The sequence below is a fragment of the Indioceanicola profundi genome (genome assembly GCF_003568845.1).
Taxonomy (GTDB): domain Bacteria; phylum Pseudomonadota; class Alphaproteobacteria; order Azospirillales; family Azospirillaceae; genus Indioceanicola; species Indioceanicola profundi.
In genome coordinates this window covers 1,892,968-1,911,460 of record NZ_CP030126.1, presented here as the reverse complement: position 1 = coordinate 1,911,460, position 18,493 = coordinate 1,892,968, and the positions used below count along the sequence as shown (strand labels likewise).

The following is an 18,493-nucleotide window of genomic DNA, read 5'->3' as shown; positions in this document are numbered from 1 at the left end:
AGGCCCTGCCGGACTCGTCTAGCAGAGGTCTTCCGGTGGTAGAAGCCCCCCGGAAGGAACAGTGCTTCCCATAGGAACCGGTGAAGCTACTGCTTGTTCTTCCACCATGAGCGCCGTCCGCGACCATACGCGGCCTCCGGGCCGGGAACCACCCCCCGATTTCAGGGCGGCGCTCGACCCTATGTGGGCGGGAACGGACCCCCGGTTCCGGGTCTTCCACGCCCGGCTCGCCCTTCTACGTGTCCTTTGCCGCGGCTCCCGCTCCCGCATCCTCGACGTGTCCTGTGGCGGCGGCGACGATCTGCTGGCGCTCAGCCCGCTGGTGGCGTTCGGGGTCGGCGTGGATGTGTCGGCGCCACGGGTGCAGCGTGCCAGGCTGGCAGCGCTGGACCTGCATCTCGACAATCTGCGCTTTGCTGTCGGCGATGCCGTGGCCTTCCACATGGATGGCAGCCTGCCGGATACCTTCGACCTGATCCTGGTGCGCGGCTGCCTTGGCGGAGAGACCCGGGCCCTGCGGGTTCTGCGGGCTGCCCGCCGCCGGTTGGCCCGCGGTGGCCGGATCGTGGTCATCGAACCCCATGCGCATCATCCGGCAGTGCTGTGGCAGCGCTTCTGCACCGGCGGACGGCTGGGCCTGCCCGATCCGACCGGAATGACGCCGGGCTGCGTGCGCCGGCTGGCAAGGGCCGAAGGGCTGGAACCCATCGCCTTCGAGCTGCTGCCCTGGGTGCCGGAGGAGGAGGACATTGCCCGGTTGGCCATGCGCGGCGCCTGGGTCCGGGCCATGGCGCGCTTTCCGCTTACCGCCCACGCGAACTTCGCCATGGTCCTTCGGGCTGCCTGATTCGACCACAATGGCCCCGGCGCACTGGCCGGCCCGCGCCCCGGTCCTACCTTGCGCGGCGGCACCATGCGTGGAGGCGGGCATGCGCTTCGTATCGGCGATCCTTTTCCTGTTCCTTCTCGTCACTTTTCCGGCTGCGGCCGATGCTGCGGAAGAGGAACTCTGGGCGCTACTCCGCAATGGCGGTGCTATCGCCATGATCCGCCATGCCGAAGCGCCGGGCGTCGGCGACCCCTCCCACTTCGAGCTTTCGGACTGCGCCACGCAACGCAACCTCTCCAAAGAAGGGCGCGCGCAGGCCCGCGGCCTGGGAGAGGCGTTCCGGAGGGAGCGGATTCCGATAGCGCAGGTCCTTTCCAGCCGCTGGTGTCGTTGCCTGGACACCGCGCGCCTTGCCTTCGGCGAACTCACGCCATTCGCGCCACTCGACAGCTTCTTTGGACAAATTGAATCAGGAAATGTCCAGACACAGGCCGTCAAAGATCACATCATTGCGTGGAATGGGAAAGGTACCCTGGTCCTTGTCACGCATCAGGTGAATATCACTGCCTTGACGGGAGTCTATCCCAGGTCCGGGGAAGTGATCGTTCTGATGCGGGATGGCGGGGATTTGAAGGTCGCCGGAAGGCTGAATCCCTCCTTCGATTTTGCCGCGGAATGAAACATTCGAAACAGGTTGCCGACATCTTTCAGACACGAACCATTGTTGTTCTTCGACTATCGGAAACGCTCGACCTGATGGAGGCCGACCATGACCAAGCACCGGACCGCACTGATCCTTCAGGCATTGATCCTGATCGGATTGCTGCTGGCTGCGGTCATTTCCGCCCCGTCGCGCGCCGCCCCGACGGACCGTCCGGTCGGCGAACTCGGTCGTGAGGATCATGTCGCCAAGGCTCCGACCGATTATGTCAGGGTGACTGCCGCCGGTCGGCACTGAACAGTACCCTGCACAGCTTCCAACACAGGGGCGCCGCCGCTATCCTGGCTGTCCCGCAGACAAGCATACGGAAGCGCCCATGCCCCCGGTCGTCAGCTTCAAGGACAGCCTGCCGTCCCCCGACAGCTACCGCCCCGATGCCGAAAAGATCGTAACCGGCGACCCGGTCCAGACGGTGGCGAACGGGTTCAGCAGCACGGATGGACGCTTCAACTGCGGCGTCTGGACGGGGCAGGTTGGCTCCTGGCGAGTCTCCTTTACGGAGAACGAGTTCTGCCATCTGCTGGAGGGCAAGGTCATCGTGACCGACACGGCCGGCGACGCCCGCACCTTCACCGCCGGCGACGCCTTCGTCATGCCGGCCGGGTTCGTAGGCACCTGGGAAGTGGTGGAGCCGGCAAAGAAGCTCTATGCGGTGTATGAGTAGGCGTCGCCCGCTTACCCCAGCGACACGTCCAGAAACATCATCAGCGCCAGCCCGACCATCAGCCCGCCTGTTGCCTGGGTCTCGTGGCCCTTGCGGTGGGTTTCGGGGATGATCTCGTTGCTGACCACGAACAGCATGGCGCCTGCGGCAAATCCCAGGCCCCAGGGCAGCAGGGGCTGCGACAGGGTGATCGCCGCGGCCCCGACCAAGCCTCCAATCGGCTCTACCAGTCCGGTGAGCAGAGCGATCAGCACAGCGTGGGACCGCTTGTAGTCCAGCCCGATCAGGGAGGCCGCAACGGCCAGACCTTCCGGCATGTTCTGCAAACCGATGGCCAGGGCCAGAGAATTGCCGCTGGTGACGTCGCCAGCCCCATAGCCGACGCCGACAGCCATCCCCTCGGGGAAGTTGTGCAGCGTTATGGCGATGACAAACAGCCAGATGCGCCACATCTTGGACTGGCTGTGCCGATCATTGCTGCCGCTGACGAAGTGCTCATGCGGGGCATAACGGTTGACCAGATAGAGCACGACGGCGCCCAGCAGCACGGCCGCGGCAACTGTCGCCGCGGCCGCGCGCGGCGTTCCGCCATTCTGCTGAAGATTGTCCAGCGCCGGAATGATCAGGGAGAAGAAGCTGGCGGCCAGCATGACGCCGGCGGCAAAGCCCAGTAGCCCATCCTGTACCCGTTGCGGCACCCGCCGGACCAGCAGCATGGGCAGAGCGCCTACACCCGTTGCCGCGCCCGCAGCCAGACTGGCCAGCGCGCCCAGGGCGACCGGGTTGCCTTCGAACCAGGAAATGAGCGCGTCCACTGGTCGCCGTGCCTCAGCGGCTCACGGGCATCGCTCCATCGTGGCCGTGGCTGGGTCGTCGATCACTGTGCTGCGCGTCATCATGCTTCCTCCCGTACAGGGCGGTGAACGCCAGGAGGGAGCAGGCGGTTCCGTTCCCCTGCCCACGGAATAGCCGCGGGGAGGTGGGCTCAGGCCAGAAGGTCGATCTGCCGGTCGGTCAGGTTGCCGGGTACGACAACCAGCGGGATTTCCAGCTCTCCCGCCAACTGGCCGGCCAGCCAGGAGATCAGCTTGCCTCTCCGGACAGAGGGAGGGGCGGCGCCCACGACCAGAGCATGGATGTCGCCATCCTCCTGGATCGCAGAGAGGATCTCCTCCCCGATCTGGCCGCGCCGGATCTGCAGTTCGGGAATCAGGCCGGTCAGCCGGTTCACCTGACAGGCCATGTCGTGCAGCAGCAGCTCGGCCTCCTCGCGCTGCTCCATCTCCATGGTGTCGGCGATGCTCATCCATTCGCCGAATTCGACGGGCTCGACCACATGCATCAGGGCGAGCAGCCCGCCAACCTTGTGGGCGCGCATGGCGGCGAAGCGCAGGGCGGCGGTGGATTGCGGGCTGCCGTCCACGCAGACGAGGAACTTGAACCGCTCTCCCGGTTCGGGCCGCGCATCGGCCGCGGGGAAGGGAGCAAGCTCGGGGCGGTGGACCGGAGTTGGCTGCATCAGGCGTTCGAAATACATGGCATGCCTCCGTCAAGGTGGGCCGGGCACGTCAAGGCAGGTTGCGCGCACCGGGCCGTCAGGCCCGATGCCACCGGTTTCGCTGAAATCACAGGAACCCGTGCTCTGGCGGCCGGTCAGAGGCCGCCCGACACGTATTCGCGCAAGGATTCCACCTCCTGCGCATATTCCTCCACCCGGAGCTTCACTACGTCGCCGATGGAGATGAAGCCGACCAGCTTTCCGTCATCGACCACCGGCAGGTGGCGGAAGCGGCCTTGGGTCATGCGCTCCATGATGCTGGCGATGGTGTCGGTGGACTGGCAGGTCACGACCTTTCGGGTCATGAATTCTGCGACTGGACGGTCCAGCACGCCGGCGCCGTGCACGGCAAGTCCCCGCACGATGTCACGTTCAGACAGGATGCCTGCGATCTCACCGTCCGAATCCACCACCAATACCGCGCCGATCCGGTTCACATGCAGCAACTGCGCGACCGTGCCCGTGCTTTCCTCCGGGCGGGTGGTGATGATTGCGGCCCCCTTGTTCTTCAGGATCGTCGAGACGTGCATGACCGTCCTCTCCTCCGCATCTATGGGCCTTTTGGTCTGCGGGTCGGTGGCCCGGTCGCCCTGTTGCAACAAGGGAACGCCATGTTGCGGCGCACGCGCAAGAGCCTTTCGATGCTGCAACAGCAAAGTAATAGATGCTGCGGCAGCACTGTCAGCGGCGAGGTCAGGTAATAAGACGCGTCAAGTTCTTGAACTCGGCCGGTTCTGGCGCCGAACAATCCCGCTTCTGCATGGAATCAACTTCAAATCGGATGGGAAAAAGAAAAGGGCACCCCCGAACGGAGTGCCCCTGAAAACCGTCACGCCCTGGCCGGCGAAGCCGGTACGCCGGGAGATCAGCGAACAAGCTGCTGCTGCGGCACCAGCGCCAGGCAGTTCTCGACGATCTGATAGCACTGGTCGAGCCGGGCGCTCGGCCCCGCAGACGAGCTGTTATAGACCACCTGCTGAACCGTGCCGTTCTTCAGCGTGAAGGTGGCTTCGCAGTTCCGGCTTTCGATCTCCGTCCGGTCGTCCCAAGCTCCCCAACCCGGGCTGTAGCGCCAGCCATACCAGGGATGCCAGTACGGGCTGAAACCCATGGATGGCACGCTGCGGGATACGATCCGCTCACTGCTGTAAGTGAAATAATCCAGGTTATCGACGTTCGCCTGCCGATCCGGCACGCCGGCGCAGGACAACAGCGTTTCGGCCGGCATGCCGACAAAGGCCTGCTGGGCAAACAGGGCCTGATCCGCCTGCGGATTGGCGCAGGCGCCCAGCCCCAGAACCAGTGCGCCTGCTGCCAGCGCACGGCCTGCCTGGGTGCCAAACTTGCTCATCGCAATTCGCTCCTCAATCGCGGGCACCGCCTCGGTACGGGACCCCAACTTACAACCCCTCCCGCCCCAGGATAGTCACCGCGATGGCATTATTAGGGCAGAAACGTTTCCGACCGGTCAGGGCGGGCAAAGCCCGTCAGGCCGCCCCGCGCAGCTCCTCCGCCATGGCGAGGTCGACGGAGACGAGCTGGCTGATCCCGCGCTCCGCCATGGTCACGCCGAACAGGCGGTCCATGCGGGCCATGGTCAGCCGGTGGTGGGTGACGATCAGGAAGCGGGTGTAGCCGCCCCGCGCCATCTCCTCCACCAGATCGCAAAAGCGGCCGACATTCGCCTCGTCCAGCGGCGCGTCCACCTCGTCCAGCACGCAGATCGGCGCGGGATTGCAGATGAAGACGGCGAAGATCAGGGCCAGGGCCGTCAGGGCCTGCTCGCCGCCGGACAGCAGCGACAGCACCTGCAGCTTCTTGCCGGGCGGAGAGGCGTAGATCTCCAGCCCGGCGTCCAGCGGGTCCTCCGCTTCGGTCAGCTTCAGGTGCGCCTTGCCGCCGCCGAACAGCTTGGTGAACATCTCCTGGAAATGGCCGTCCACCTTGGTGAAGCTGGCCAGCAGCCGCTCCCGCGCCTCCCGGTTCAGGGAACTGATGCCCTGGCGCAGGCGGGCGATGGCGGCGATCAGGTCCTCCCGCTCCGCGGTCATGGTGCCGATCTGGGCTTCCAGCTCGGCCACCTCGACCTCGGCGCGCAGGTTCACCGGGCCCATATTCTCCCGCTCCGCGGTCAGCCGCTCCAGGCGGGTTTCAACGGCGGCAGGCTCCGGCATCTGCTCGCCGGGTTCGATTTCCGCAACGGCCAGGATTTTCTCCGGCTCGCACTCCAGGCGTTCGGCGATGCGTTCGCGCAGACTGTCCTGGAGCTGGCGGGCGGCGCCGACGGCGGCCTCGGCATGGGCGCGGGCCTCGCGGGCATCGGCAAGCCGGCTTTCCGCCTCCCGCAGCGCCCGCTCCACCTCGTTCAGATGGCCTTCCAACTGGACCAGCTCGTCGGCGGCCCGCTTGCGGGTGCGCTCGGCCTCCGCGATGCGGTCCAGCAGGGCGGCCCGCTCCAACTCGATCTCCGCCGGGCGTTCGGCCAGGGTCTCCAGCTCGGCGCGGCCCTCCGCCGCCCGCTCCTCCAGCTCCCGGAGGCGGCCATCGGTGCCGGCCAGCCGGCCGGTCCAGGACGCCTCCTCCTGCGCGATCGCCGCGAGGCGGCGCTGACGGCTTTCCGCCTCGCGGACCAGCCGGTCCATGGCATTCTGCCGTTCGGACTGCGCGGAGCGCGCCTCCGCCAGCCTGGCGCGGAATTCGGCGATGCGGTTGCGGCCCTCCGCCGGGTCGGGCAGCTCTTCCAACTGGGCGCGGGCCTCGGCCCATTCGGCCTCCGCCTCCGCCCGGTCCTCCGCCAGGGCCTCCACGGCTTCGGTCAGCGCCTGGAGACGGCTTGCGGCGGCGGCGGAGGCCTGGGCCAGCTTGGCATGGGCATCGCGGGCCTTGGAGGCGGCGGCGAAGGCGGCGCGCACGGCGTCGCGCGCGGCCCGGTCGCGGTTCGCCGCCTGGTCCACCGCCTGTCGGGCGGCGGTCAGGGTGCTCTCGGCCTCCTCCCGCGCATCCTCCAATGCGGCCTTGGCGGTCAGGGCGCGTTCCTCGGCCTCGTCCAGCCCGGCCTCAAGCTCCGTCAGGCGGTTGCGCTGCTTCAGCCGCTCCGCCGCGGCGGTGGGGGCGCCGGCGCGGACGGTCAGACCGTCCCAACGCCATGCGCCGCCGAAACGGGTCACCACGATCTGGCCGGGCTTGAGCGCCAGCGCCGCCCGGTCCCCGGCGACACCGTCCTCGACCACGCCGACATGGGCAAGGCAGCGCGCCAGATGGGCAGGGGCCTTCACATGGGCCGCCAGCGGTTCGGCCCCGGCGGGCAGGGGGGCCGGGTCGGGCAACGCCGGCATGGACCGCCAATGGATCGGGGCGGATTCCTCGAGAGCCGCCGCCAGATCGTCGCCAAGCGCCGCGGCCAGGGCGGCCTCATAGCCGGGGGCGACGGTCAGGCTGTCGATGGCCGGGGCGTGGTTGCCGGGCGTGCCGGCCTTCAGGACCGAGCGCAGGGCATCGGCCTCCGCCTTCAGCTTCGCGTAGGCGGTGTCGAGCTGGGTCAGGGTTTCGCGGGCGCGCGTCTGGGCGGCCTGCCCCTTGGCGCGGACTTCCTCCAACTGCCGGTCGGCGGCTCCCTTTGCGGCCTCGGCCTCCTCGGCTTCGGCGCGGGCCATCTCCAGCCGCTCCTCCGCCGTGGCGATGGCCTCCTCGGCTTCCGATAGAGCGCCGGCCCCCTCCATCTGGCGCTTCAGCGCGTCGCGCTGGCCCTCCTGCTCCTCGATGCGGCGGTGGAGCGTGGCGGCGCGGGCTTCCAGCTCGCGCACCTGCCGGTCCAGGGCGCCGCGCTTCGCCTCCTCCGCCGCTATGGCATCCATGGCGCGGGCCAGTTCCCGGTCGATGCTCTCGACCAGATCCTTCGCCTCCAGCAGCGCGCCCTGCGCCTCCTCCCGCAGCATCTCCTCCTCGGAGGTCGCCTCGGTCAGGAACTGCCGCTCCTCCGCCAGCCGCTCGATGGCGCCCCTGGCGTCCATGGCCAGCGACTTCTCGCGGGCGAGGTCGCCGTCGATCTGGGCCAGCCGACGTTGCAGGGCGGCATAGCCCTCCTTCGCCCGCCGCTCCTCCGCATCCAACTGCTCGCGCGCCAGCACCAGCCGTTGCAGGGCGGCAGCCGCCGCGGCTTCCGCCTGCCGTTTCGGCTGGATGTCCGCGGCGGCCATGGTGCGCTTGGTGGTGTTCTGGGTCACCGCCAGCATCAGGTTGCGGACGGCATTCTCCGCCTGCTCGAAGCCCGCGCGGGCGCGGGCCAACTGGTCCTCCGACTGCGACCAGCGCAGATGCAGCAGGATGGCTTCCGCCCGGCGGATATGCTCCTGCAGGTTCCGGTAGCGGCTGGCCTGCCGGGCCTGTTTGCGCAGGCCCTGGAGCTGCGTGTCCATCGCGCCCAGAACATCGTCCAGGCGGGTCAAGTTGGCTTCCGCCGCGCGGAGACGCAGCTCCGCCTCATGCCGGCGGGCGTGCAGGCCGCTGATGCCGGCCGCCTCCTCCAGCAACTGGCGGCGGTCGCCGGGACGGGCGTTGATCAGCGCGCCGACCCTGCCCTGGCTGACCAGGGCGGGGGAGTTGGCGCCGGACGCATTGTCCGCGAACAGGATCTGCACGTCGCGGGCGCGGACATGCTTGCCGTTGATGCGGTAGTCCGACCCCTCCGACCGTTCCAGCCGGCGGGTGATCTCCAGCACGTCGGCCTCGTTCAGGCCGGCGGGGGCGGTGCGGCTGCTGTTGTCCAGCACCAGCCCCACCTCGCAGACGTTCCGAGCCGGCCGCGTCGCGGTGCCGCCGAAGATGACGTCGTCCATGTCGGCCCCGCGCATGCGCTTGGCCGATGTCTCCCCCATGACCCAGCGGAGGGCTTCCAGCAGGTTCGACTTGCCGCAGCCGTTCGGCCCGACTACGCCGGTCATGCCGGGTTCGATCAGCAGTTCGGTCGCGTCGACGAACGATTTGAAGCCGGAAAGGCGGAGCTTTGTGAACTGCACGGCGGCGTGGTCCTGGGAACCGACGGTCTGGAAGCCTTCCGGGAATTACGGGGCCTTGCGCTTGGCGCCCGCATCCTCTAGCGCTTCGAACAGTTCCTTCTCATTCGCGCCGGCAACGGTGGTGCCGGTATTCTCAACGATGAAGGTCGGGGTGGAATTGACGTTGTACTTGGAACCGCCGGTCGCCTGGCTCTGGATCAGGAAGTTCTCAAGCTGCTTGTCGGCCATGCAAGCGTCGAACTGCGCCTGGGTCAGTCCGGCCATCCGGGCGACCATGGCGAGACGCTTTTCGTAATCCTGGTTCAGCCAGGTAGCTTGGCTCTTGAACAGCACGTCCTTCAAGCCTTCGAACCGCTTCTCCCCAGCGCAGCGGGCAAGCTGGTGGGCGCGCAGGCCCGGCGCGTTCAGGGGGAAGTCCCGGAAGATCAGCTTCACCTGACCGGGATCGACGAACTCCGCCTTCAGCTTCGGCCAGATCTCCTTGTGGAAGGTGGCGCAGTGGGAGCAGGCGAGAGAGGCGTACTCGATCAGCGTGACCGGCGCGTCGGGATTGCCATAGACTTTCTCCCCCATCCAGGGATCGAGCCCGGCCCCACCTGAAGCGCCCTGTGCCCAGGCGGGCAGGGCGGCGGCGGCCGTGGCGGTCAGGGTCAGGCCGAACAGGCCGCGGCGGGTCAGATCGGTACGAAGATTTCGGCGCATGCTCGCATCCTCAACACAAGATGTTGGACTATAGATAAGGGAAGGCGCCCGTCGCAAGCGGGCTGGGCCGTCGCGGTCAGGCCGGGCCGATGGCGCGGCCCAGCCGTTCCAGCGCATCGCGCAGGTCCGGGCTTTCCAGGCCGGCGGTCCGTCCCTTCAGCTCCGCCTCCTGCTGCGGGGTGAGGCGCTTGGGCGCAGGTGCCGGCTTCCAGTTGATCTTGAGGGCAGGGGCGCCGTGCACCAGCTTCAACCGGGCCACCGCGCGCCAACCGAAAAAGGCGTTGATCCGCTCCAGCAACTGCGGTTCCTCATGCTGGAGCAGCAGCGCCGCCGGGCTGGTGACGCGAAGGTGCAGCGTGGCATCCTCCCGCTTCCCCTTGGGGAAGACCAGCTTGAGGGGGGAGGTCTGCTCGGCCAGCCGCGGGCCCATGATGCTGGACCAGTCGGCCAGCAATGACCCGAACGCCATGCCATGCTTGCCCAGCGCCTTGCCGGCGATGGAAGTCACGTGCCGTCCCAGCCGGTGGGGTCCTGTCATGGTTCAGCGTATCCGTTCTACGAAGCCCGACCTTAATCCCGAGCACAGCCTGCTTAAAGCAGAACCGGCCCGGCCTGACCAGCCTGCCGACGCCGGCCTGTCCGTTCAGCCCGACCGCGGCGCCCTGCCGCCCCGGCTTCTGGACTGGTACGACCGGCACCGCCGAATCCTGCCCTGGCGCAGCCCGCCGGGGGAGCTGGCCGACCCTTACCGCGTGTGGCTGTCGGAAATCATGCTCCAGCAGACCACGGTGGCGGCGGTCGGACCCTACTTCCAGGACTTCACCACGCGCTGGCCCACGGTCGTGGACCTTGCGGCGGCGGAGCTGGACGACGTGCTGCGCGCCTGGGCCGGCCTTGGCTACTATGCCCGCGCGCGGAACCTCCACAAATGCGCGCAGACCGTAGCCAAGGATCACGCCGGCATATTTCCAGAGGATGAAGAGGGATTGCGGCAGCTTCCGGGCATCGGCACCTATACGGCCGCCGCCATCGCCGCCATCGCTTTCGGCCGGCCCGCCACGGCCATGGACGGGAATGTGGAGCGCGTCGTGGCACGGCTGTTCGATGTCCGCGACCCTCTACCCGGCGTGAAGCCTGTTCTGAAGGAGCTGGCATCGGAGCTGGTTCCGGAGCACCGTCCGGGGGACTACACCCAGGCCCTGTTCGATCTGGGCGCTACGATCTGCACGCCGAAGAAGCCCCGCTGCATGCTGTGCCCAGTGGCCGATCTCTGCCGCGCGCGGGCAGCCGGAAGCCAGGACGGGCTTCCTGCCAAGGCGGAGAAATCAGCGAAGCCGGTGCGGCGCGGCATCGCCTTTTTCCTTACCGACGCCGCCGGCAACATCCTGCTGCGGCGGCGGGCGGAGACTGGCCTGCTGGGCGGGATGATGGAGGTGCCCTCCAGCGCCTGGGGACCGGCTGCGCCGACCCTGGAGGACGCAGCGGGACAGGCGCCGCTCGAGCCTGCCGCATGGCGAACCCTGCCGGGGCTGGTCCGTCATACTTTTACCCACTTCGAGCTTGAACTTGCCGTGGTTGCCGGACAGGTAGGCTCCGCGCCGGCCCCGGAAGGATGCCGCTGGGCGGCGCCCGACCGGCTGGGGGAAGAGGCGCTTCCCACTGTCATGCGCAAGGTGTTGCGGCATGCCCTGGCGGCGTCATCGGGCTGAGGAACAGGTGCTTGAATGGGTGAGGGAGGTGGGCGCATCGGCCGGCGCGGGGTGCTGGCGGGCCTGGGCGCCGGCGCAACCCTGGGGACCGCGGCGGCCCTGATGCCGCGACAGGTGATGGCCGACGCGGGATCGCCGGCCGTGGATGTGGCCCTGCTGCTCGCCGTCGATGCTTCGGCCAGCATCAGCAAGGGATTGCTGGATTTCCAGCTTCGCGGACATGCCGATGCCTTCCGTCATCAAGGCGTGGCGGCCGCCATTGCCGGTGGTCCCATGGGGCGGATCGCGGTCCAGCTCTGTCAGTTCGCCGGGCCGGATACGCTGACCACGCTGGTGCCGTGGACGCTTCTGTCGAATGCGGAGGAATGCGCCGACTTCGCCAGGCGTATCGATGCTGCGCCCGGCATCGCGATGGGGGGAAGCACCGCCCTGGGCAGCGCCGTCATCCAGGGAGTCGAGCGGCTGGACGGAATTCCCTTCAGCAGCACGCGACGGACCATCGATATCGTCTCCAACGGCTTCAACAATGCCGGACTCGACCCGCTGACCGCCCGTGGCCATGCGGCCGCGGCCGGAGTCACCGTGAACGCGCTCGCAATCCTGGACGAATATGACTGGCTGGAGAGCTACTACGCCGGCAGCGTGATCGCGGGCCGGGGCTCCTTCGTCCGCACGGCAGCGACGCGGGAGGATTTCGCCGCGGCCTTTCTTGCAAAACTTGTAACGGAAATCGCCTGATCCCAATGGTTCGGCGAGAGAATGCCGGCCTGCTCACCTGCTATTCCCTTGGCGCAGGCATTCCACTTTTTCTCATAGAACCGGCTTCTCTTGATGTTTTCTTTCTGGACGCGGCTGCTGCGAAGTAGCCCCGTTGCGTTGAGAGGTTTCGGATGGCTGAGCTGCGGCGGCGGCATAAGCTAACCCACTGATCTGAAACAGACAAGAAACATTCTTTCCACATATCTTCCGCATCGAAAGCGCGGCCCGCCCGAAGAGTTGACGGACCCGCTTCAAATTGACGAGCGGAAGATGCGTACGAGAATGGTGATCGTGGAAATGATCTGGTCCCTTGCCGTCCTGGCCGCCACAGTGGCTACGGCGATGCCCGCATTCGCGGAGGAGACGGCTCCCGAGCAGGTAGCGGAACTTGTCCGGGCGGAACCGCCCGCCGCCGCGCCCGGGACTGCCCCGGAGGGAACGGTGGAGGAGTTCGCCCGCCAGCTTGAAGAGGCGAGCAACAGCTTGCGCGGGCAGATCGAACTGGTGCGGATGCCTCTTCCAGCCGACCGCCCGGCGGAGCAGCGGCCGGGCCTGTGACTTCCGGCGGTTCCGCCGCCGGATGATGCCCGGGCAGCAACCGCTTTGCATTCCTGCTGTTGAAGGGCTTTCTAGGAGGCGTTCATGCGACAGCACGGAGCGATCCGGGAGAACCGGAACGGCCTTGCGGCCGTCCTCGGGCTTCTAGGCGGCATCATCGCCGGAGCACTGCTCCTGGCGCCGGCTGAAGAGAGCAAGGCCGGGGAACCGGCGCTGCATTATCCCACCGCCCGCGGCGAGCGCTGACCCGCCGCCAGCAGGGCGGCGGGCCGCGGCGGCCGGCATCAGCGGGTGAGCTGGAACATCATGGTGGCGAGCGGCGGGAGCGTCAGATTCAGGCTGTAGGGCCTGCCGTGGGCAGGGATCTCGTCGGCCTGGAGCCCGCCGCCATTGCCGACGTTGGACCCGCCATAGACCTCCGCATCGGTGTTGATGCGTTCCGCCCACCAGCCGCCCGAGGGAACGCCGAGGCGGTAGTCCTGGCGGACGATCGGCGTGAAGTTGCAGACCACGGCCACCAGATTGCCTTCTCCATCCTTGCGGACGAAGGCCAGGACCGAGTTCTCGCTGTCGGCGCCCTCCAGCCACTCGAAACCTTCCGGCTGGCAGTCCAGCTTGTGCAGGGCCGGCAGCTCCCGGTAGAGGCGGTTCAGATCGCGCACGAGATTCTGCACGCCCTTGTGGTCTGGCAGGTCGGTGACGAACCAGTCCAGGCCGCGGTCGTGGTTCCACTCCCGCTCCTGAGCGAACTCGCCGCCCATGAACAGCAGCTTCTTGCCGGGATGGCCCCACATGAAGCCGAAATAGGCGCGCAGGTTCGCAAACTTCTGCCAGCGGTCGCCCGGCATCTTGCCGATCAGGCTGCCTTTGCCGTGCACGACCTCGTCATGGCTGAGCGGCAGGATGAAGTTCTCGGAGAAGGCATAAACCAGGCTGAAGGTGATGTCGTTGTGGTGCCAGCGGCGGTGGATCGGTTCCTTCGAGATGTACTGGAGCGTATCGTGCATCCAGCCCATGTTCCATTTGAAGCCGAAACCCAGCCCGCCCAGATAGGCCGGCCGCGACACGCCGGGCCAAGCCGTGCTCTCCTCCGCCACCGTCATGGTGCCGGGATAGCGGCCATAGGTCAGCTCGTTGGTCCGGCGCATGAAGTCTATGGCTTCCAGGTTCTCCCGCCCGCCGAAACGGTTGGGAACCCACTGGTCCGCCTTGCGGCTGTAGTCCAGGTACAGCATGGAGGCGACGGCATCCACGCGCAGCCCGTCCAGATGGTAGTGGTCCAGCCAGAACAGGGCGTTGTCCGTCAGGAAATTCGCCACCTCCCGCCGGCCGAAATTGTAGATCAGGGTATTCCAGTCCTGGTGGAAGCCCTGGCGGGGATCGGCATGCTCATACAGATGCGTGCCGTCGAACATGCCCAGCCCATGCGGGTCGGTGGGGAAGTGCCCCGGCACCCAGTCCAGCAGGATGCCGATCCCCGCCGCATGGCAGGCCTCGACGAAGGCCTTGAACTCCTCCGGCCCGCCATGGCGGCTGGTCGGCGCGTAGAGGCCGATGGGCTGGTAGCCCCAGGAGCCTTCGAACGGATATTCCGTGATCGGCAGCATCTCGATATGGGTGAAGCCCATCTCCGCCACATAGGGGACCAGCTCCTCCGCCATCTCCCGGTAGGTCATGTGGCGGTTGTCTTCCCCGCGCTTCCAGGAGCCGAGATGGACCTCGTAGATGCTGATCGGGGCCGTGCGATCGTTGGACTGGGCCCGGCGGTCGCGCCAGGACTGGTCCGACCATTCCCACTGCGGAATCCCGTGCACCACGCTGGCGGTGCGGGGCGGCAGTTCCGCCTGGAAGGCGAAGGGATCGGCCTTCTGCGGCATCAGATGACCATGCGGGCCGCGGATCTCGAACTTGTAGGAGTCGCCCTTGCCCACATGGGGGACGAAAATTTCCCAGACGCCGATGCCGGGGTGCAGGCGCATCGGCAGGCGGCGCCCATCCCAGGCATTGAAATCGCCGACGACGGACACCTTCCTCGCATTCGGCGCCCAGACAGCGAAGGCAGTGCCGGCAACGCCCTCATGGGTGACCACATGGGCGCCCATCTTTTCCCAGAGCCGCTCATGGGTACCTTCGCCGATCAAGTGCCGGTCCAGGTCGCCCAGCCAGGGACCGAAGCGATAAGCGTCCTCCATCTCCATGGGGCCGCTGCCGAAGTCGATCTCGAACCGGTAGGGCCGCTGGGCGCCGGGAATACGGGCCAGCCAGAAGCCGGCATCATGGATGCGCTGCGCCTCGGCCAGCCGTTCCCCGGTTTCCTGGTCGATCACCGCCAAGCTCTGGGCCTGGGGAAAGATGGCGCGCACCTGCCAGCCGCTCTGCGGATCGGAATGAGGACCCAGTACGCTGAACGGGTCGCCATGGTCGGCATCCATCAGGGACTGGATGGCATGGGTAAAGCGGGTGTCGATCATGATGTCGGGCATGGGCGGGCGAACCTCCCCTGGCGGAACGGATCATCGGGTGACGTGCGGACGTACCGCGTCAACCCGTGAAGAGCGGATTTGTCAGTAGGCGGGTCCGGGGAAAATGCACTGGCATCCCCGGACCCTGTCCTGTCAGCCGGCCTGCTCGCCACCCTTGGCGCCCAGCATGTCGAGCACGCCGCTGACCGGGATGGAGAGCCAACCGGGACGGTTGCCCGCCTCGTAGGCGATCTCGTAAAGCGCCTTCTCCAGCTCGAACAGCTCCATCAGCCGGTCGGCCTCACCCTCGCCCTTGGGGTAAGCGGGGCTGTCGCCGATGTGGGAACGATAGCCTTCCAGGAAGTTCCGGCGGGCTTCCGCCTCCCACTGCTCCGCCATCGGGCGGAGCCGCGGCATGGTGTCGGCATGGACCTCCGCGATGTGTCGCAGGGCTGCCCAGGAGACGTAGTCGAAGCTGCGCAGCATCCCGGCCACGTCCCGCATGGGGGCGTTCTTGGCCCGGCGCTGGGCCAGGTTCTTCATCGGCTCCCCTTCGAAGTCGATGATGTACCAGTCCGTGGAGGAGCGCAGCACCTGGCCCAGATGGTAGTCGCCATGGATGCGCACCTTCGCAGCGTCCACCGTGCCGTGGGCGAGGCGGGCGAGGCGCTTCATCACCTCCTCCTCCCGCGCCAGGAGGGCATCCACGTCGGCCGCGGTTTCCTCCGGCAGGTCGTTGCGGACCAGCCGCAGGGCCTGGAAGGCGCGGTCGGCCTGCTTGCGGGCCTGTTCGTGCCAGCCCTGCATGTCGGTTTCGGTCACCGGCTCCGGATCGAAGTCCGGGTTGCCGGTGGCGGTAGACAGGGCGACATGCATTTCCGCCGTCCGCTCGCCCAGGGTACGGGCCAGCGTGTTGTAGAGGCCCCAGATGTCGGCAGGTGAAACCGGCTCCTCCGGCTCGTTCTCGGTGCCGGCGGAGAGCTTCAGCCGCTCCTCCTCCAGTTCACGGTTGAGGTAGTCGAGGGTGAAGCCCCAGCCGTCGCCCTGGTTCCGCACGAAGCCCTGAAGTACCGCCACCGCGATGCAGTGGTCGCCTTCTTCCATCTCGACCGAGCCCAGAAGGGGCGGGGTATTGGCGAACGGCACCTGTTCGGTCAGGAACCGGCTGATCTCCAGCTCCGGATGGATGCCGGACTCCAGCTTGCGGTAGACCTTGAACACCATCTCGTCGCCGATGATGACGGAGGTGTTGGACTGCTCCGCCCCCAGGCTGCGCACGACGACATCGTCGGGCAGCGGCTCCCGGCTGAGCCGGTTGGTGGGCCGGAAGCGCAGGGTGGCGCTGCCGGGCACCTGCGTGCCCCTCTGCATGGCCTGAATCACCGTACGGACGAATTCCGGGTGCTGCATGGCATCGAACGCCGCCCCGACGCGTGGGCCACGGCGTGCCTTCGCCACCGTGTAGGGCAGCAGTGACCAGCCGGTGTTGCCGGCACTCTCCTCCCAGGAGAGGGCAAGCGGCAGGAAGTAGGACTGCGGCTCCGACGATCCGGTGTGGGACACCTCCACCCGCGCCATCAGATAGCCTTCGGCGCCGTTGGGGAGCACGGCCGTGCCGGCAAGGCGGGTCCCGGTGATGCGGGCGTCCTTCGCGCCGAACCAGCGCTGCTTCGGGATGTAGAGCGGCAGGGCTTCCTGCTCCAGCTCCCGGGCGGAGCGTCCGCTCAGCGCGTCCTGCCAACTGTTGCGCAGGACCAGAGTGATCAGGTCGGGGGTCACCTCCGGGATCGGCTCGTGCCAGCTCGGCAGTTCCGGCTGGGAGGTCAGGATGAACCAGTAGAAGCCGAAGCTGGGCAGGGTAAGCAGGTAGGGCAGGTCGCCCACGGGCGGGAAGATCGACCGGCCGAGCAGCTCCACCGGCACCCGGCCGCGCAGCTCCCGCAGGTCGAGTTCCACCGCCTGCGCCGAGCGGGACAGGTTGGCGACGCACAACACCGTCTCTCCCTCATGCTCCCGCAGATAGGCCAGGACCTTGCGGTTGCCGGGGTAGAGGAAGCGGAGCGTGCCGCGGCCGAACGCCTTGTGCGACTGGCGCACCGCCACAATCCGGCGCATCCAGTTCAGAAGAGAGGAGGAGGAGCGGGCCTGCGCCTCCACATTGACGGCGTCGAAGCCATAGATCGGGTCCTGAAGGGCGGGCAGGTAGAGCCGCGCCGGGTCGGCCCGGCTGAAGCCGCCATTGCGGTCCGGGCTCCACTGCATCGGCGTGCGGACACCGTCCCGGTCGCCCAGGAAGACGTTGTCGCCCATGCCGATCTCGTCGCCGTAATACATGACCGGCGTGCCGGGCATGCTGAACAATAGGCTGTTCAGCAGCTCGATCTTGCGCCGGTCATTGTCCATCAGCGGGGCGAGGCGGCGGCGGATGCCGAGATTGATGCGCGCCCGCCGGTCGGACGCGTAGAAGTTCCAGAGATAGTCCCGCTCCTTGTCGGTCACCATCTCCAGCGTCAGCTCGTCATGGTTCCGCAGGAAGATCGCCCATTGGGCGTCGGACGGAATTTCCGGAGTCTGACGCATGATGTCGGTGATCGGGTGCCGGTCCTCCATGGCGAGCGCCATGTACATGCGCGGCATCAGCGGGAAGTGGAACGCCATGTGGCATTCGTCTCCGCCCTTCTCCGGGTCGCCGAAATAGGGCAGCACATCCTCCGGCCACTGGTTGGCCTCGGCCAACAGCAGGCGGTCGGAATAGTGCTGGTCCATCTCCGCCCGGATCTTCTTCAGGATGTCGTGCGTCTCGGGCAGGTTCTCGCAGTTCGTGCCCTCGCGCTCGATCAGGTAGGGCACGGCGTCCAGGCGCAGCCCGTCCACGCCCATGTCCAGCCAGTACTTCATAACGTTCATCACCTCCCGCAGGACGCGGGGGTTGTCGAAGTTCAGGTCCGGCTGGTGGCTGTAGAAGCGGTGCCAGTAGTAGGCCTGCGCCTCCTCATCCCAGGTCCAGTTCGACTTCTCCGTATCGCAGAAGATGATGCGGGTTCCGGCATACTTCCGGTCATTGTCGGACCAGACATAGAAGTTCCTGTGGTTGCTGCCCGGCGGGGCCTTGCGGGCGCGCTGGAACCAGGGATGCTGGTCGCTGGTGTGATTCACCACCAGCTCGGTGATGACGCGCAGGCCGCGCGCGTGGCACTCCCGAATGAAGGTGCGGAAGTCGCGCAGGTCGCCGTACCGGCTGTTGATGTCGCGGTAGTCCGCGATGTCATAGCCGTCGTCGCGTAGCGGGCTGGGATAGAAGGGCAGCAGCCAGATACAGGAGACGCCCAGCTCCTGGATATAATCCAGCTTGCTTGTGAGCCCGGCGAAATCGCCGATTCCATCATTGTTGGAGTCGAAGAACGCCTTGACGTGCGTCTGATAGATAACGGCGTCCTTGTACCAGTGCCGGTCGTTGCGATCGATCATGGGCGGTTTTTTTCTGCGTGCGGGGTAAGAACTGAACAGGACGGAGCG

General features: G+C 67.1%; 17 protein-coding genes. 8 read left to right on the top strand and 9 right to left on the bottom strand.

Annotated elements, in window-relative coordinates:
• The first annotated feature begins 106 nt into the window (after positions 1 to 106).
• The 4 genes from DOL89_RS09095 to DOL89_RS09080 all read left to right on the top strand — a co-directional run bounded on the left by DOL89_RS09095 (position 107) and on the right by DOL89_RS09080 (position 2,214).
• Entirely contained in the window at positions 107 to 847 is a 741-nt protein-coding gene (locus tag DOL89_RS09095) for a class I SAM-dependent methyltransferase (RefSeq protein WP_119678857.1), read from the top strand.
• Between the two features lie 82 nt (positions 848 to 929).
• Complete coding sequence (locus tag DOL89_RS09090) at positions 930 to 1,508, top strand: histidine phosphatase family protein (protein ID WP_119678856.1); 579 nt, start codon at positions 930 to 932, stop codon at positions 1,506 to 1,508.
• Positions 1,509 to 1,598: 90 nt separating this feature from the next.
• Positions 1,599 to 1,787: a hypothetical protein gene (locus DOL89_RS09085; RefSeq protein WP_119678855.1), complete on the top strand. Its 189-nt coding sequence runs from the start codon at positions 1,599 to 1,601 to the stop codon at positions 1,785 to 1,787.
• Positions 1,788 to 1,866: 79 nt separating this feature from the next.
• On the top strand, positions 1,867 to 2,214 hold the full coding sequence (locus DOL89_RS09080; protein WP_119678854.1) for a cupin domain-containing protein: 348 nt from the start codon (positions 1,867 to 1,869) through the stop codon (positions 2,212 to 2,214).
• Positions 2,215 to 2,225: 11 nt separating this feature from the next.
• Here DOL89_RS09080 and DOL89_RS09075 read toward each other — a convergent pair whose 3' ends face one another.
• The 7 genes from DOL89_RS09075 to DOL89_RS09045 form a co-directional block, all read right to left on the bottom strand.
• Complete coding sequence (locus DOL89_RS09075) at positions 2,226 to 3,029, bottom strand: ZIP family metal transporter (RefSeq protein ID WP_225889741.1); 804 nt, start codon at positions 3,027 to 3,029, stop codon at positions 2,226 to 2,228.
• Between the two features lie 170 nt (positions 3,030 to 3,199).
• Positions 3,200 to 3,751, bottom strand: coding sequence for a universal stress protein (locus tag DOL89_RS09070; RefSeq protein WP_119678853.1), 552 nt, complete (start codon positions 3,749 to 3,751; stop codon positions 3,200 to 3,202).
• Positions 3,752 to 3,867: 116 nt separating this feature from the next.
• On the bottom strand, positions 3,868 to 4,302 hold the full coding sequence (locus DOL89_RS09065; protein WP_119678852.1) for a CBS domain-containing protein: 435 nt from the start codon (positions 4,300 to 4,302) through the stop codon (positions 3,868 to 3,870).
• Positions 4,303 to 4,637: 335 nt separating this feature from the next.
• Positions 4,638 to 5,123 (bottom strand): hypothetical protein, encoded by a 486-nt coding sequence (locus DOL89_RS09060; protein ID WP_119678851.1) that lies wholly within the window; start codon positions 5,121 to 5,123, stop codon positions 4,638 to 4,640.
• 136 nt (positions 5,124 to 5,259) lie between these two features.
• Positions 5,260 to 8,787, bottom strand: a complete 3,528-nt coding sequence (gene smc / locus DOL89_RS09055) for a chromosome segregation protein SMC (protein ID WP_119678850.1) — start codon at positions 8,785 to 8,787, stop codon at positions 5,260 to 5,262.
• Positions 8,788 to 8,832: 45 nt separating this feature from the next.
• On the bottom strand, positions 8,833 to 9,489 hold the full coding sequence (locus DOL89_RS09050) for a DsbA family protein (RefSeq protein WP_162937413.1): 657 nt from the start codon (positions 9,487 to 9,489) through the stop codon (positions 8,833 to 8,835).
• Positions 9,490 to 9,565: 76 nt separating this feature from the next.
• Positions 9,566 to 10,027, bottom strand: coding sequence for a DUF721 domain-containing protein (locus DOL89_RS09045; protein WP_119678848.1), 462 nt, complete (start codon positions 10,025 to 10,027; stop codon positions 9,566 to 9,568).
• Between DOL89_RS09045 and mutY the strand changes: the two genes are divergently transcribed.
• From mutY to DOL89_RS24810, 4 genes are all read left to right on the top strand, one after another.
• Entirely contained in the window at positions 10,026 to 11,198 is a 1,173-nt protein-coding gene (mutY, locus tag DOL89_RS09040) for an A/G-specific adenine glycosylase (protein ID WP_119678847.1), read from the top strand. The two genes, DOL89_RS09045 and mutY, sit on opposite strands and share 2 nt — an antisense overlap.
• A gap of 15 nt (positions 11,199 to 11,213) precedes the next feature.
• Positions 11,214 to 11,936 (top strand): DUF1194 domain-containing protein, encoded by a 723-nt coding sequence (locus DOL89_RS09035; protein WP_119678846.1) that lies wholly within the window; start codon positions 11,214 to 11,216, stop codon positions 11,934 to 11,936.
• 291 nt (positions 11,937 to 12,227) lie between these two features.
• Positions 12,228 to 12,515 carry a hypothetical protein gene (locus tag DOL89_RS09030; RefSeq protein ID WP_162937412.1) on the top strand — a complete coding sequence of 96 codons (288 nt, stop codon included), beginning with the start codon at positions 12,228 to 12,230 and terminating at the stop codon, positions 12,513 to 12,515.
• Between the two features lie 84 nt (positions 12,516 to 12,599).
• Entirely contained in the window at positions 12,600 to 12,761 is a 162-nt protein-coding gene (locus DOL89_RS24810) for a hypothetical protein (RefSeq protein WP_162937411.1), read from the top strand.
• A gap of 38 nt (positions 12,762 to 12,799) precedes the next feature.
• Here the strand turns inward: DOL89_RS24810 and glgB are convergent, their stop codons facing one another.
• A complete protein-coding gene (gene glgB, locus DOL89_RS09025) occupies positions 12,800 to 14,986 on the bottom strand; it encodes a 1,4-alpha-glucan branching protein GlgB (protein ID WP_205574684.1) in 2,187 nt (728 codons plus the stop codon).
• Positions 14,987 to 15,130: 144 nt separating this feature from the next.
• Complete coding sequence (gene treS / locus DOL89_RS09020) at positions 15,131 to 18,445, bottom strand: maltose alpha-D-glucosyltransferase (protein ID WP_119678843.1); 3,315 nt, start codon at positions 18,443 to 18,445, stop codon at positions 15,131 to 15,133.
• Positions 18,446 to 18,493 lie beyond the last annotated feature (48 nt).

Excerpts from the sequence above, each read along its gene's own strand:
- DOL89_RS09035 (WP_119678846.1), top strand. The coding sequence starts at position 11,214 with ATGGGTGAGGGAGGTGGGCGCATCGGCCGGCGCGGGGTGCTGGCGGGC.
- DOL89_RS09085 (WP_119678855.1), top strand. The coding sequence starts at position 1,599 with ATGACCAAGCACCGGACCGCACTGATCCTTCAGGCATTGATCCTGATC.
- treS (WP_119678843.1), bottom strand. The coding sequence starts at position 18,445 with ATGATCGATCGCAACGACCGGCACTGGTACAAGGACGCCGTTATCTAT.
- DOL89_RS09080 (WP_119678854.1), top strand. The coding sequence starts at position 1,867 with ATGCCCCCGGTCGTCAGCTTCAAGGACAGCCTGCCGTCCCCCGACAGC.
- mutY (WP_119678847.1), top strand. The coding sequence starts at position 10,026 with ATGGTTCAGCGTATCCGTTCTACGAAGCCCGACCTTAATCCCGAGCAC.
- DOL89_RS09030 (WP_162937412.1), top strand. The coding sequence starts at position 12,228 with ATGCGTACGAGAATGGTGATCGTGGAAATGATCTGGTCCCTTGCCGTC.
- DOL89_RS09065 (WP_119678852.1), bottom strand. The coding sequence starts at position 4,302 with ATGCACGTCTCGACGATCCTGAAGAACAAGGGGGCCGCAATCATCACC.
- DOL89_RS24810 (WP_162937411.1), top strand. The coding sequence starts at position 12,600 with ATGCGACAGCACGGAGCGATCCGGGAGAACCGGAACGGCCTTGCGGCC.
- DOL89_RS09060 (WP_119678851.1), bottom strand. The coding sequence starts at position 5,123 with ATGAGCAAGTTTGGCACCCAGGCAGGCCGTGCGCTGGCAGCAGGCGCA.
- DOL89_RS09095 (WP_119678857.1), top strand. The coding sequence starts at position 107 with ATGAGCGCCGTCCGCGACCATACGCGGCCTCCGGGCCGGGAACCACCC.
- DOL89_RS09050 (WP_162937413.1), bottom strand. The coding sequence starts at position 9,489 with ATGCGCCGAAATCTTCGTACCGATCTGACCCGCCGCGGCCTGTTCGGC.
- DOL89_RS09045 (WP_119678848.1), bottom strand. The coding sequence starts at position 10,027 with ATGACAGGACCCCACCGGCTGGGACGGCACGTGACTTCCATCGCCGGC.
- DOL89_RS09090 (WP_119678856.1), top strand. The coding sequence starts at position 930 with ATGCGCTTCGTATCGGCGATCCTTTTCCTGTTCCTTCTCGTCACTTTT.
- glgB (WP_205574684.1), bottom strand. The coding sequence starts at position 14,986 with ATGATCGACACCCGCTTTACCCATGCCATCCAGTCCCTGATGGATGCC.
- DOL89_RS09070 (WP_119678853.1), bottom strand. The coding sequence starts at position 3,751 with ATGTATTTCGAACGCCTGATGCAGCCAACTCCGGTCCACCGCCCCGAG.